General features: G+C 70.9%; 11 protein-coding genes. 4 read left to right on the top strand and 7 right to left on the bottom strand.

Annotated elements, in window-relative coordinates; all coding sequences use genetic code 11:
• Positions 1-2: 2 nt before the first annotated feature.
• The 3 genes from E8A74_RS00980 to E8A74_RS00990 form a co-directional block, all read right to left on the bottom strand.
• A complete protein-coding gene (locus E8A74_RS00980) occupies positions 3-1031 on the bottom strand; it encodes a sulfate ABC transporter substrate-binding protein (protein WP_136926975.1) in 1029 nt (342 codons plus the stop codon).
• Positions 1032-1034: 3 nt separating this feature from the next.
• Positions 1035-2525: a Kelch repeat-containing protein gene (locus E8A74_RS00985; protein WP_136926976.1), complete on the bottom strand. Its 1491-nt coding sequence runs from the start codon at positions 2523-2525 to the stop codon at positions 1035-1037.
• 115 nt (positions 2526-2640) lie between these two features.
• Positions 2641-3855, bottom strand: a complete 1215-nt coding sequence (locus E8A74_RS00990; protein WP_136926977.1) for an aminotransferase class I/II-fold pyridoxal phosphate-dependent enzyme — start codon at positions 3853-3855, stop codon at positions 2641-2643.
• A gap of 131 nt (positions 3856-3986) precedes the next feature.
• On the opposite strand from E8A74_RS00990, the gene E8A74_RS00995 reads away from it, so the two are divergent.
• Genes E8A74_RS00995 through polA form a run of 4 tightly spaced genes read left to right on the top strand, consistent with a single transcriptional unit; the run spans position 3987 to position 10116 of the window.
• Positions 3987-5822: a S8 family peptidase gene (locus E8A74_RS00995; RefSeq protein ID WP_136926978.1), complete on the top strand. Its 1836-nt coding sequence runs from the start codon at positions 3987-3989 to the stop codon at positions 5820-5822.
• Positions 5823-5866: 44 nt separating this feature from the next.
• Positions 5867-6055, top strand: coding sequence for a hypothetical protein (locus E8A74_RS01000; protein WP_136926979.1), 189 nt, complete (start codon positions 5867-5869; stop codon positions 6053-6055).
• Positions 6052-7368 carry a carboxypeptidase regulatory-like domain-containing protein gene (locus E8A74_RS01005; RefSeq protein ID WP_136926980.1) on the top strand — a complete coding sequence of 439 codons (1317 nt, stop codon included), beginning with the start codon at positions 6052-6054 and terminating at the stop codon, positions 7366-7368. Before E8A74_RS01000 ends, E8A74_RS01005 begins: the two co-directional genes overlap by 4 nt.
• Positions 7369-7419: 51 nt before the next feature.
• The gene (gene polA, locus E8A74_RS01010) at positions 7420-10116 is read left to right on the top strand and encodes a DNA polymerase I (RefSeq protein WP_136926981.1); all 2697 of its coding nucleotides are present in this window, start codon (positions 7420-7422) and stop codon (positions 10114-10116) included.
• 197 nt (positions 10117-10313) lie between these two features.
• Here the strand turns inward: polA and rpsT are convergent, their stop codons facing one another.
• The 4 genes from rpsT to E8A74_RS01030 form a co-directional block, all read right to left on the bottom strand.
• The gene (gene rpsT / locus E8A74_RS01015; protein ID WP_136926982.1) at positions 10314-10583 is read right to left on the bottom strand and encodes a 30S ribosomal protein S20; all 270 of its coding nucleotides are present in this window, start codon (positions 10581-10583) and stop codon (positions 10314-10316) included.
• A gap of 11 nt (positions 10584-10594) precedes the next feature.
• Positions 10595-10777 (bottom strand): hypothetical protein, encoded by a 183-nt coding sequence (locus E8A74_RS01020; RefSeq protein WP_136926983.1) that lies wholly within the window; start codon positions 10775-10777, stop codon positions 10595-10597.
• 119 nt (positions 10778-10896) lie between these two features.
• On the bottom strand, positions 10897-12378 hold the full coding sequence (locus tag E8A74_RS01025; RefSeq protein ID WP_136926984.1) for a hypothetical protein: 1482 nt from the start codon (positions 12376-12378) through the stop codon (positions 10897-10899).
• The gene (locus E8A74_RS01030) at positions 12375-12962 is read right to left on the bottom strand and encodes an RNA polymerase sigma factor (protein ID WP_136926985.1); all 588 of its coding nucleotides are present in this window, start codon (positions 12960-12962) and stop codon (positions 12375-12377) included. The genes E8A74_RS01025 and E8A74_RS01030 overlap by 4 nt, the downstream gene beginning before the upstream one ends.
• Positions 12963-13157 lie beyond the last annotated feature (195 nt).

Genomic DNA, 13157 nt, shown 5'->3' on the forward strand with positions numbered 1-13157 from the left:
GCTCAAGGCACCGCGTACACGCTCTCCCACGTGCGCGGAAAGACGCCTTCCTTGCCGAAGAGCTTGGGCACGACCTCGTCCCAGCCGCCAAGCGCGTCGATGCGCACGGGCGCTTGGACCTCGGGGAACGCGTCGGCGTGCGCGGCGCGTACCTCGGGGTCGTCGCTGCGGAAGCCGTACTTCGCGAGGAAGTGCTGCGCCTCGTTGGAGCTCAAATAGTCGACGAAGGCCTCGGCCTCGGGCAGGAGGGCGTGCTTCGTGGCGTTCACGTCGACGACGGCCGCCATGACCTCGACGACCATCGTCGACGCGGGGATCACCATGTCGTAGGTGCGGCCCGCGGCGCGGCCCGCGAAGACCTCGCTCTCGTAGGTGACGGCCACGTCGCCGACGCCCTTCTCGAACGTGATGAGGCTCTCGCGCGCGCCCTTGTCCATGATAGCGACGTTCTTCAGGACGCCGCGGAGATATCCCTGCGCGGCGCCCTCGTCGTTCGCAGCGACACCCGCATGGCCACGGAGCGCCGAGACCCAGAGCGCGCTGACGTTCCACATCGCGCCGCCGCTCGTCTTCGGGTTCGGCATGAGCACGTCGAGGCCCGGGCGCGCGAGGTCGGAAAAACCCGTGACGCCCTTCGGATTGCCCGGACGCACCGCGAGGGCCACGACGGAGGTGGTGAAAGCGCCGCGCCGGCCCCGCTTGCGCCAGTCGTGCGTGATGAGTTTTTCCTTCTCCAGGCGCGCGACGTCGGGGGCGAGCGCGAGCACGACGACGTCGGCGGGGAAGCCGGAGGCGACGGCGCGAGACTGCGCGCCGCTCGCGAGGTACGAGGCGCGCACGCGGAGGCGCTTGCCGGTGCGCGCCTCGTGCTGCGCTTGAAAGGCGGGGAGGATGTCGCGTTCGAAGGCGTCACGCGACGCCGAGTACGCGGCGAGGACGAGCGTGACGTCCGCTTCGGGTTCGCGTCGCTCGTGGGTGCACGACGCGAGCCCGAGGAAAGCGAGCGCGAGGGCGAAGCGCGCCCAGCGCATCGATCAGGGGAGGATCGACGGATCGAGGACGCCGCCGGTGTTCGTGACGCCGCCGCCGGGCGTGACGCCGCCCCAGACGACCATCTTGCTGCCCGTGCTGATGGCCGTGTGATGCGCGCGGCCGAGGGGCGCCGTCGGGATGGGCTTCGCGCTCCAGGTGTTCGTCGCCGGGTTGTAGAGCGAGCCCGTGTTGAGGTAGCTGCCGTCGACGTTCTGGCCGCCCCACACGATGAGGCGCGGCGCGATCCACACGGCCGTGTGGAACTGCCTGAGCTCGGGCGCAGCCTCGGTCGTCATGAAGCTCCACTCGATCTTCGGCTTGTACCGCGCGCCGATCGACGCCGGCCCGAGCAGATCGTAGCCACCCCAGACGATCATCTCGGTGCCCGTCCACTCGGCCGCGTGACGCGCGCGCGCCGGCGGTTGGCCGTCCTTGACCGCGCTCCAGACGCCCGTGCCCGGATCGAACTCGGCCCCGTCGCCGAGGTAGGTGACCTCGACGCCGTTGAAGCCGTAGCCGCCGAACACGATCATGTCCGAGCCGGTCCACACGGCCGAGTGATCCGAGCGCGGGCTCGGCGGCGTGCCGCCCCCGGGGATCGCGTCCCAGCGGTCCTCGGTCACGTCGTACGCGCCGCCGTCGCCGAGGTAGTTCGTCCCGTCGAACCCGCCCCACACGATCACCTTCGAGCCGGTCCACACCATCGTGTGGCCCGAACGCGGCGAGGGCGCGCCGGCCGTGGTCATCGTCGACCACGTGTTCGAGATCGGGTTGAACACGCCGCCCGTCTTGACCGGGGTGCCGTTCTCGCCGCCCCAGACGACCATGTGCGTGCCGGTCCAGACAGCGCGGCCGCGCGAGCGCGGCGCCGGGACGTTCGCGGTGCTCGTCGGCGTCCACGTGCCCGTGGCGAGGTCGAGCATGCCGCCGGTGTTCGTGTTGCCGCTGGCGGTGTTGCCGCTCCAGACGATCATCGTCGCGCCGGTCCACACGCCGACGTGATGCGAGCGCGGGGCGGGCGCGTCCTGCGTCGGCGTCGGCTCCCAGGCGTCCGCGCACTTGCCCTCGGTGCACGCGCCGAAGCACGCGTGCCCGCAGGTGCCGCAGTCCTGGCTGCTCGTCTGCCGATCGACGCAACGCGCGGGTTCGCCGCAGAACGACTCGCCCTCGTTCGGACACACGCACGCGCCCTCGGAGCAGATCGTGCCCGGCCGGAACGCGCAGTCCGCGATCTCCAGGCACTCGACGCATGTCGACTTCTTCGTGTCGCAGACCGCGGTGGGCGCGGGGCAATCGGAGTTCGAGATGCAGCTCGTCGGAGCGCCGCCGTTGCCGCCGCCGCCCGGTCCTCCTCCGCCGGGGCCCGAGCCGCCCGAGGCGCCGGTCGGGTCCTCGGTTCCCAGGGTCAACGCATCCGGGCATCCCGCGAGCAGCATCACGAGCGCTGCCGAGACACCCACGAGCCCCCACGGCCTTTGGCGAGTAGCACCCATCTCGAACCTTCCCATTCTCACGGCCTCCAAGGCGCGCGCCGCGCGCGCGGCGATGGATTCGAGACGTTACCAGAACGCTCGATTTTCGTCGCGGTCGTCCGGCCGTCCCGATGGATCAGGGGTTCGTCGCCCGCCGGAGCCCGTCGACGAGCCGCTCGATGTCCCGCTCGGGGACCGAGCAGAGGCCGACGCGGAGCGCGCCCTGGACCGGCACCACGAAGATGCCTTCCTCGCGCAGACGCGCGGCGGCACGCGGAGCGTCCTCGCAAAACACCGTGGTGAAGAAGCCGCCGTCGTAGCGGGGATAGCCGAGGCCCGCGGCGGTCGCGAGGGCGTTCCAGCGCTCGACGCGGCGGTCGAGGAGGTCCTTCCACGCGGCGCGCTCCTGGTCGACGCGAGCGCGGAGATCGGGATCGGCGAGGACCCGGGCGATGGCGTTCATGCCGGCCGCGTTGCAGTTCGACCAGGTGCCGCGGCTCGCGTAGGCGAGCGCGTTCTGGACGCGCGTGCGCTCGCCGGCGTCGGGGCAGAGCGCGACGAGCGCGCCGACGCGCAGGCCGTACTGCGTGAACGACTTCGACGCGGACCAGGCGAAGAGGACCATGGCTTTGTCCGCGAGGCGCAGCGCCGGCGCGAACGTCTCGCCGAGCTTCTCCTTCGCGTACCGGCCGTAGGCGACGTCGATCAGCACGGTGATGGGCCCGCGCCCGGCGGCGCGCCCGACGACGTCGACGACGCCGTTCCAGTCTGTTTCGTCGAGCGAATACCCCGTCGGGTTGTGGCAAGGCGTGTTCAAAAAGACGAGCGCGCGGCCCTGGGCGTCGAGGACGCCGGCGAGCTTGCGCTCGAAGTCGGCGATGTCGAGGCGGCCCTTTTCGTCGAACATGCGGAACGTGGCGAGGGTGCGATCCGCTTCGTCCGCGAGGGTCTTGTACGGGCTCCAGTAAAAGCCCGTCGTGAGCAGCATTTGCTGCGGTTCGAGGAACGTGGTGATCGCGTGGCGCAGCGCGCCGGAGCCGCCGGGCGTGGCGACGGCCGTCGCAAAGGAGGCCTCGGGACGGCCGGCCAAGAGGTCGTCGATCACGCCCTGCAAGAAGGCCGGCGGGCCGGCGATCGGCGCGTACGCAGCGCCGACCTCGGGCGGGACCGAGCGCAGCGCCTCGACCACGGCGCCGATCACCGCGAGCTTGCCGTCGTCGTCGAGCAGCGCGCCGACGGTCGCGTTGATGACCGGCTCACCGGACTTCTTTCTCGCCTGCGCTTCCGCGTTCAGCGCGAAGATGGGATCGTCCGCGGGGCGCGCGGTTCGCGAGGGAATCAAGAACTCCATGGAAGCGGCCGCTACCACGACTTCGGTAGGGCTGCCAAGCCGCGAGACGCGCCGCGATGCGTCCAAGGTCGTCCCGCTCGCCGGCTCGATGTGCACGGGACCCGGCTTCTGCGCTGCGCTAGGATAACGTCATGCGAACGCCTGCCGCTCTCCCGACCGCGCTCGTCGCGACCGCGCTCGTCGCCGCCGTAAGCGCCGCGAGCGCCCAAGGTACCGAGCGCTCGCTCGTGGATCCCTCGCGAGCGAGTGGCGCCCCGGAGACGTACGCCGATCGGCTCGGCCCGCTCTACGAGCCCGTCGCCATCGCGACGGAAGGGTTCCTGTCGACGCCTTCCGATCTCGGCGAGACGAGCTGGGATGTGCCGGGGCAGATCGTGGTGGACGCTCGGGACGACCTCGACGCGCCCTCGCTGCTCTCGCTCGCCGCGGACTTCGGGCTCTCGTTCACGCCGACGCAGCTCGAGCCGGCGACGAAGATCCAGATCGCGACGGTGCCCGCGGGCGACATGGCGAGCGTGCTGGATCGGCTCTCGCGGGATCCGCGCGTGGAGTTCGCCGAGCCGCTCGCGCGGGTGCGTGCGTCGTTCGTCCCGAACGACCCGCTCGCGGGCGAGCAGTGGCACATGGAGCGCATCGGCGCGCAGCGGGCGTGGGATTTTTCGGTCGGCCGCGGCGTGACCGTCGCCGTCGTCGACACGGGCATCGCCTGCGAGGACCACGGCCCGTTCATGAAGGGCACCGATCTCGCCGCGACCGAGTGCGTCGAGGGCTGGAACTTCGTGACGGGCAACGAGCACGCGAACGACGATCAGGGCCACGGCACGCACGTGGCCGGCACGATCGCGCAGTCGACGAACAACGGGATCGGCGCGGCGGGCGTGGCGTTCGGCGCGCGGCTCATGCCCGTGAAGGTGCTGAACGAGAACGGCTGGGGCACGACGGCGGACGTGGCCGACGGCATTCGCTGGGCGGCCGATCACGGCGCGCACGTGATCAACCTGAGCCTCGGCGGCCCGCGCAACGCGAAGGTGCTGCAGAAGGCGATCGACCACGCGACGAGCATGGGCGCGGTGGTCGTCGCGGCCGCGGGCAACACCGGCGGCAGCGTGCAGTTCCCCGGCGCGTCCGACGGCGTCATCGGCGTGAGCGCGACCGATCCGAGCGACAAACTCGCGTCGTTCTCGTCGCGCGGCGAAGGCGTGGACCTCGCCGCGCCGGGCGTGAAGGTCGTGCAGCAGACGGTGTGCAACAAGGGCCGCAACAAGTGCGAGCAGTTCCCCGGCTGGAACGGCACGTCGATGGCCTCGCCCCACGTCGCCGGCGCGGCCGCGCTCGTGATGGGCCTCGGCGTGACCGATCCGGCCGCGGTCGAGGACGCGCTGCGGAAGAGCGCGCGCGTGGTCGACAGCTCCGACGGCGGAAAGCGTCTCTATGGTGCGGGCGTGCTCGACGCAGCCGAGGCGGCCGTGTCCGTGACGAAGCAACATGCGTTCACGCGCCTCGTCGCGCTCGTGCTCATGACGGCCTTCGTTGCGCGTGCGGCGCGCAAGAAGAACAAGGACGCGAAGAGCCCGCTGCGCCTCGACTTCCTCCTGCCGGCGCTCGCCGCGGGCCCGGGGCTGCTCTTCTTCGCGCCGTGGCTCTTGCCGCGCGCGGACTTCTGGGTCGACGTCGCTGCGCGCCCGATCGCAGACCTCGATCTGCTCGTCGGCGTCTCGCTCCATCGCTTCCTGCCGCTCGCGAACGCGTTCGTCCCCTTCGCGCTCACGGCGGTGGGCTTCGGCATGAAGCGCCTGCGCCCGGCGATCGCGGGGCTCTCCGTGGGCACGGGGGCGTACCTGCTCTCGCTCGTCGCGCTCGGTGACGCGGGCGGGCCCTTCGGCCGCGTGGCGCTCGTCGTGTGGTGCGTCCTGAACGCGGCGATCTGCGCCTGGATCGCGCGTACGAACCTCGCCGAGACGCGCTAGCGTCCCTGCCGGCCGGGCTCCCTCGGCTCGGGTATAGTCCGCGCATGCGTTCGCGATCCCTGCTCGTCCTGCTCGTCCTTTCGCTCTTCGGCTGCGGCGGCTCCTCCAGCGAGACGCCGTGGCCCGCGGAGCCCGAGGGGCCTGCGCTCGGTCCCGCCGGCGAGACGTCGCCCGGCGAGCTCGACGACATCCGCAGCGCCTCGCCCGACGCCGGGCCGGGCGTCGAGCCGTGAGCACGCCTCGGCGCGCCTGGTCGTTCGCGCTCGCGACCTTCGTCGCGTTGCTGGTCGTGCCGCTCCTCGTGTGGCTCGTGCTGCCGAGCCCCGGCGCGCCCCCTGCGAGACCGCCGCGCCCGCGCGCCACCACCGCGACCCTCGCGCCGCCCGTGGAGACGACGGAGGCGAGCGCGGCGCCGCACGCGCCGTCGAAGCCCGCGATCGCCAAGCAAGACGAGCCGCCGGCCGACGACGACGTGACCGGGACCGTGCTCGACGCGGAGGGACAACCCGTCCCGCGCGCCGCCGTCGGCTGCGACGATCGAAGCGCGCAGCTCACGACGACGACCGACATGGAAGGCCACTTCCGGCTGCCCGCGGAGGCCGCGGGTTGCATGGTCGTCGCGCATCACTCACAGCATCCGTCGTCCGAGCGCGTCCGTGTGGAGGCGGGCAAAGACAACATCGTGAAGCTCGGTCAGGGCGGCGCGATCGAGGGCGTGGTCGTCGACGAGCAAGGCGCGGCGGTGACCTCGTATCGCCTCACGATCGAGCTCTTCTTGCCTAAGACCGAGGGCGTCGACATCGGCGTGCGAGGCCGGCCGAAGAAGGTGGAGGATCCGGCAGGCGCGTTTCGCTTGGAAAAACTGCCGCCGGGGAAGTACGTGCTCGGCGCGAGCGCGGAGGGGCATCCGCCGGGCAAGAGCGAGACCGTGGAGGTCGAGGTCGGTCAGACGGCGCGCAACGTACGGATCGCGCTGCCGCGCATGGCCACGCTCTCGGGCACGGTGCGCGACGAGGAGACACGGAGCCCCATCGCAGGGGCGACGGTGCGGCTCGACGGCGTGGCGGGCGGCGGAGGCTTCGACCTCGCGGCGCCCGTCACGACGGATGCAGAGGGCGCGTTCTCGCTCGTGGGCGTGCCGCCGGGGCCGTTCTCGGTGCGCGTGGAGCGCGACGGCTACAAGAGCCGGATCGTGCCGGGTTTGACCACGCGCGGCGCCTCGGTCATCCGCGAGGACATCACGCTCCGATCACGCGGCGACGGCGGCAGCGAGAGCGAGCTCGAGGGCATCGGCGCGATCCTCGTGCCCACGCCGAACGGGATCGTGATCTCGTCGCTCGTCGAGAACGGGCCGGGCGCGAAAGCAGGGCTTCGACGCGGAGATCGGCTCCTGCGCATCGACGGCGTGTCGGCCCTGGAGATGACGCTCCCCGACGCGATCCAAAGGCTCCGCGGTCCCTCGGGATCACGCGTCACGGTGTCGGTCGCGCGCGAGGGCGAGGGCAACGCCGAGGTGACGGTGACGCGCGAGCGCATCGAGCGGTAGCGCTCGGCTGCTCGACCATTCCGCCTCGCGGCCGTGCTACATGCTCGCCCCATGGTCACCCGCAAGGCCGAGCTACCGCCGCCGGGCGCGTCCGATGTCCTCTACATCATCGACCTGTCGGGGTACGTCTTCCGCGCGTATCACGCGATCCAGACGCCCCTGACGAGCCCCACGGGCGAGCCCACGCACGCCACCTACGGCACCGTGAGCATGTTGTCGAAGCTCGTCGACGAGCGCAAACCGGCGTTCCTCGCGGTCGCGATGGACTCGCCCGGACGCACGTTCCGCGACGATCTCGACGAAAACTACAAGGCGCATCGCCCCCCGGCGCCGCCCGACCTTCACGTGCAGATGGCGCGCTGCAAGGAGATCGTCGAGGCGTACCGCATCCCGATCTACATCGCCGACGGCCTCGAGGCTGACGATCTGCTCGCGGTCGCGGTCGCGCGCGCGAAGGAGCGGGGCCTGCGGGTCGTGATCGTGAGCAGCGACAAGGACCTGATGCAGCTCGTCGACGCGGACCGCGTGATGCTCTGGGACGGGCGCGACAAGGTCTACGGTCCGGCCGAGGTCGAGGAGAAGTTCGGCGTGCCGCCCACGCAGCTCCGCGACTTGCTCGCGCTCGTGGGCGACACGAGCGACAACGTGCCCGGCGTGCCCGGCGTCGGCGTGAAGACCGCCGCGGACCTCTTGAAGGAGTTCGCCACGCTCGACGGGATCTACGCGGGCCTCGATCGCGTCAAGCGCCAGAAGATCCGCGACAACCTGCGCGAGCACGAGGCGGACGCGCGCCTGTCGCAGAAGCTCGTCAGCTTGCACATGGAGGCGCAGGTCGACTTCGACTTCGAGGCGCTTCGGTACGGCGGCGCGGACGTCGCGCGGCTCCGAGCGCTCTTCACGGAGCTCGGCTTCACGCGCTTCATCAAGGCCGTGCCCGCCGCGGCGCCCGTGGGCGGCAGCAGGCGCGCGATCGCCACGCGCGACGAGTTCGCTGCGTTCGCCGCAGAGGTGCAGAAGGCCGGCAAGCTCGCGATCGAGGTCCACGCGACCTCACGCGAGGCCATGCGCGCACACGTCTGCGGCCTCGCGCTCGCCTACGAGCGTGGCCAGAGCGTCTACGTGCCGATCGGCCATCGCTACCTCGGCGTGCCCGCGCAGCTCGGCATGAGCGACGTCGCCGTGGTGCTCGGACCGATCCTGAGCGACCCTGCGATCGCGAAGCTCGGCCATGATCTGAAGTTCGTCGACGTCCTTTTGCGCCGCCACGGTCTGTCGCTCCGCGGCGCCACGTTCGACACGATGCTCGCGAGTTACTTGCTCGACTCCGAGGCGTCGCACGAGCTCGCCGACGTGGCCGAGCGCGACGCCGGCGTGAAGATGCAGCCGTTCGAGGAGCTCGCGCCGAAGAAGCGCGGGCAAGCGCAGCGCGCGCTCGACGACGTCGAGATCGAGCTGGCGACGGGGTACGCCGCGGCTTTCCCGGAGGTCGCCCTCACGCTCGTCGAGCAGCAGACGCCGCGCCTCGAAGCCGCGCACCTCGGCGACCTCTTCACGAAGATCGAGCTGCCCCTCGCTTCGGTGCTCGCGCAGATGGAGTACACGGGCGTGCTCGTCGATCCGAAGGCGCTCGCCTCGCTCGGCGAGGAGATGGCGAAAGAGCTCGCGGTCCTGGAAAAACGCGCGCACGACGCCGCCGGCAAGGAGTGGAACCTCGCGTCGCCGCGGCAGCTCGAGACGATCCTCTTCGACGAGCTCAAGCTCCGCAGCCTGCGCAAGACGAAGACCGGCCGCTCGACGGACGCGGACGTGCTCGAGCAGCTCTCCGAGGATCACCCGCTGCCGGGCATCGTGCTCGAACATCGCGCGATCGCGAAGCTCAAGGGCACGTACGTCGACGCGCTGCCGAAGCTCGTGCACCCGGAGACCGGGCGTATCCACACGCGCTGGAGCCAGGCGGTCGCGGCCACGGGGCGCCTCTCGTCACAGGATCCGAACCTGCAGAACATCCCGATCCGGACCGAGCTCGGTCGCCACATCCGGCGGGCGTTCGTGGCGCCGCCGGGGTTCGTCGTGCTCTCCGCTGACTACTCGCAGATCGAGCTACGCGTACTCGCACATCTGTCGAAGGACCCGGTGCTCGTCGATGCCTTCCGCACGGGGCAGGACGTGCATACGCGCACGGCGATGGAGATCTTCAGCGTCGAGGCCTCGGAGGTGACGGTCGAGATGCGGAGGCGCAGCAAGACCATCAACTTCGGCGTGATCTACGGCATGGGCGAGGCCGCGCTCGCGAGGCGGCTCGACATCCCGCGTGTCGAGGCCGCGCGCTTCATCAACGCGTACTTCCAGCGCTACCGCGGCGTGCACGAGTTCATGGAGCGCACGATGACGGAGGCGCGGCACACGCAGGTCGTGCAGACGATGCTCGGTCGTCGACGCATGGTCCCGGACGTACACAGCTCCGATCGTGGCCGCCGAGCGTACGCCGAGCGGATCGCGCAGAACACGCCGATCCAGGGTTCGAGCGCGGATCTCTTGAAGCTCGCGATGGTTCGTCTTGGCGAACCCGTCGTGCCGGGCGCGCGCATGGTGCTGACGGTGCATGACGAGCTCACGTTCGAGGTGCCCGCCGATCGCGTGGAGGAGGCGAAGGCGAAGGTGCGCGAGGTGATGGAGACGGTGTTCCCGCTCGATGTGCCGCTCGTGGTGGACGTGGGCGCGGGTCCGACCTGGGCCGACGCGCATTAACGAGCGCCCGCACCCCTGACCCCGCGTTCACCGCTTGGGGGCCATGCTCGGACAAGTCGAGCTTCGCCCCCAATCGCTCTGCTGGGAGACGGGAGGGGAGCCGAATACGGCGAACAAAATGCAACAAACCGCCGCACGCCTCGAAATTTCGAGGTGTGTAGCGGTCCGATGCGTGCTCGGCCGAGGCCGAGGATCAGCTATGCGGCCTTCGTGGCCTTGTGCAGCGCGCGGGCGAGGCGGCCCTGCAGGCGCGAGGCGCGCTTGCGGGGGATCGTGCCCTTGTGCGCCGCGCCGTCGAGTGCGCCGATGGCCTCACGAACGGTCTTGGCGGCCTCCGCGGGGGTGGCCGTGATGGTCGCGCGCGCCTTCTTCAGCTCGGTGCGGAGGGCGGACTTGGCGGCGCGGTTACGAGCCGTCCTCTTGATGCGCTGGCGGTTGCGCTTGTCGGCAGATGCGTGATTGGCCATGGAGCAAATCCCTACTTCTTCGCTGCCGCGCTCGCCGCCGTGCGGGGGGCATCGGGCGCGTTCGGGTCGTAACCCTCGAGGTGGATCGGAAACTTCGGCGTGCCGTGCGCGCGGAGCTCGCGCTTGCGGGCCGTGCCTTCGCGCCGCGCCTTCCGCTTGCGGATGCGGCTGCTTTGCTGCGTTGCGGAGACCATGGGGGGGCGGAGTCTATTCGGAGGGTCTCGCCTGTCAAGACAAGACACACGTTTTCCGCACGATCCGTCGCGCCGGCCGAACCTCGAAAGCCCGGGCCCGGCCGGCGCGGTACGGCCGTTCAGGGCCGGATCGTCACACCGACGGTAAACGAGGGCTTCGAGAAGGCGCCGACGTTCGCGCCCTTCAGCGCTCCCTTGACGCACCCGCTCTGGCCGTTGCTCGCGGCCCAGCCCGTCACGCTGACGTTCGTCACGGTGCCGCCCGACGAGAACGTGATCTGCGCGCGAGACACGTCGTCTGCGCCCGCGACGCACGCCTTCGCGCCCGGCATCACCGCGCCGACCGCGCTCGCGACCGAGCCCTGCGACGGCTGCTCCGGGATCGTCTGGTTGCCGCCCTTGTTGCCGCCGGCCGCCGGGACCATCTCGCCGGTCGCGTCGTTTTTCTCATTGGAACCACCCACGGCCTGCGCCATCGCGCCCGCAAGATCGCCGGGCTTCGCGCCGATCGTCGGGGCCGGACCGGCAGGCGCCGTCGCCGCCGGCGGCGTGTCCGCGCCGCCTGCAGGAGGCGTGGCCGCGGCGACCTTCGAATCGGTCGCAGCGCCGCCGCCCGTCGGCTGCGCGGGTTTCTGCGCGTCCGCCGAGGGCTCCGTCGGCAGCGAGTCCAACGACAAACCCGTCGACGCCGGCGGCGGTGCCTCGGCGATCTTCTGCTCGACAGCCTTCGGCGCCTCGGCCGCGACCTGGGGTTTGTCCTGCCCGACGTTCGCCGTGGTCGTGTCCTGCTTCGACGGCTGGCCGCGCATCACGATCGCGACGCCCGCGGCGATGCCGACGACCGCGACGAGGATGCCCCACGTCGCGCCGCTGCCCTTCTTTTCGGCCTTCTTCTCGCGCGCCTCGGCGAGGTTCTTCACGTTGCCCGCGCTCGCCGCCGCGACCTTCTCGTCGCCTTCGAACGCGAGGTCGTGCGTCGCGGGCTTGGCCTTCTCTGCCGCCGCGATCTGCTCGGCCGTCGCCGTCTTGTTGATGAGGTTCAGGTCGACGACGCCCGAGTCTTCCTTGCCGGCCTCCGAGGGCCTCGGCGGCGGCGCGGAGGGCATCGGCGTGCGCGAGACGGGCGCAGGCGGCACCTCCGACGGCGGCCTGCTGATGGCTGCCGGCGGGATCGAGCTCGGGCCCGGGATGCTCGGGCGGGACGCACCCGCTTGGCTGGCCCGCGCGGCGAGCTCCTTGAGCGAAGGACGCTTCGAGGTCGCGGCGCTCGTCGGCATGCTCTCCGGGGGCTTGACCGACGACGACCCGGGGTTCGAATCCTGCTGAGACATCGTTCTTTCTCCTGAAAGGACGGGCCGCGCAGGGCCCTCCGAAGCAACCAAGCGTTCTGCCTCTCCCGCCTCGGGCGAGAGCGATGGCGGCGCGAGCAGCGCCGTGAGCGCCGCGTCGTCCGCGCGGGGAGCGGCTTGCGCAGCCGCGACGATCGAAGCCGCTCGTTCTTCCCAAGCCGCGTCGTCGAGTGTCGGCGCAGGCCAGGTACCGAGGAGCTTGTCGACCTTGGCACCGAGATCGGTCTTGTCGGTCTTGTCTTGGGGGCTCATGCCGCGTCCCCTCCAAACCCTTGCTTTTCGAGGTGCTCGCGCAGCTTGCGCCGCGCTTCGTGCACGCGCCACGCGACCGTGCCCTCGGGACAATCGAGCACCCGCGCGGCCTCTTCGTGGCCCATGCCGTCGATGCACACGAGGACCAGCGTGGTCCGGAGCGTGTCCGACAGCTTGTCGATGCCCTCGCACAGCGCCTTCGTGAGCTGACGCTCCTGCGCGCTCCGCGCCGGATCCGAGCCGTGCGACGAGCGGTGCTCCGCGAGGAGCGGCTCGATGCGCGGGTCGTCCGCGGGCACCGCGTCGCGCTTCGTCTTGCGAGCGCGGATGGCGTTGAGCGAGAGGTTGACGGCGATGCGGTAGAGCCAGGTGAAAGGCTCGCTGCGGCCGTCGAAGCGGTCGAGCGCCTGGTAGGCTCGGACGAAGGTTTCTTGCGTCACGTCCTCGGCCTCCGCGCCCGTACGCACGAGGTGGAACGCGAGGCGGAAGATGCGCCGCTGGTGACGCTGCACGAGCGTCCCGAACGCTTGCGCGTTCCCGGCGCGTGCCTGCTCCACGAGCTCACGATCCGTCGGTTTGCCCATCTTGGCTGGCTCGCTGGTGCGTGAAACGAAGGGAGGGCGCCCAGGGCGGGTCCCGCCACGGTCGGACCACGCACGACATCCGTGAGTCCGATGAGGAGCGCGAAGGTGTGATGTGCCCGAGGTCCGTGGCCGGGAGCGAGGGATCGCCGAGAGGAAGGCCCCACGCCAGGCGCGGGCCGTGCCCTCGACGGTCTC

The organism is Polyangium fumosum, from assembly GCF_005144585.1.
Lineage (GTDB): Bacteria > Myxococcota_A > Polyangia > Polyangiales > Polyangiaceae > Polyangium > Polyangium fumosum.

Excerpts from the sequence above, each read along its gene's own strand:
- E8A74_RS00980 (WP_136926975.1), bottom strand. The coding sequence starts at position 1,031 with ATGCGCTGGGCGCGCTTCGCCCTCGCGCTCGCTTTCCTCGGGCTCGCG.
- E8A74_RS00985 (WP_136926976.1), bottom strand. The coding sequence starts at position 2,525 with ATGGGTGCTACTCGCCAAAGGCCGTGGGGGCTCGTGGGTGTCTCGGCA.
- E8A74_RS00990 (WP_136926977.1), bottom strand. The coding sequence starts at position 3,855 with ATGGAGTTCTTGATTCCCTCGCGAACCGCGCGCCCCGCGGACGATCCC.
- E8A74_RS00995 (WP_136926978.1), top strand. The coding sequence starts at position 3,987 with ATGCGAACGCCTGCCGCTCTCCCGACCGCGCTCGTCGCGACCGCGCTC.
- E8A74_RS01000 (WP_136926979.1), top strand. The coding sequence starts at position 5,867 with ATGCGTTCGCGATCCCTGCTCGTCCTGCTCGTCCTTTCGCTCTTCGGC.
- polA (WP_136926981.1), top strand. The coding sequence starts at position 7,420 with ATGGTCACCCGCAAGGCCGAGCTACCGCCGCCGGGCGCGTCCGATGTC.
- rpsT (WP_136926982.1), bottom strand. The coding sequence starts at position 10,583 with ATGGCCAATCACGCATCTGCCGACAAGCGCAACCGCCAGCGCATCAAG.
- E8A74_RS01020 (WP_136926983.1), bottom strand. The coding sequence starts at position 10,777 with ATGGTCTCCGCAACGCAGCAAAGCAGCCGCATCCGCAAGCGGAAGGCG.
- E8A74_RS01025 (WP_136926984.1), bottom strand. The coding sequence starts at position 12,378 with ATGAGCCCCCAAGACAAGACCGACAAGACCGATCTCGGTGCCAAGGTC.
- E8A74_RS01030 (WP_136926985.1), bottom strand. The coding sequence starts at position 12,962 with ATGGGCAAACCGACGGATCGTGAGCTCGTGGAGCAGGCACGCGCCGGG.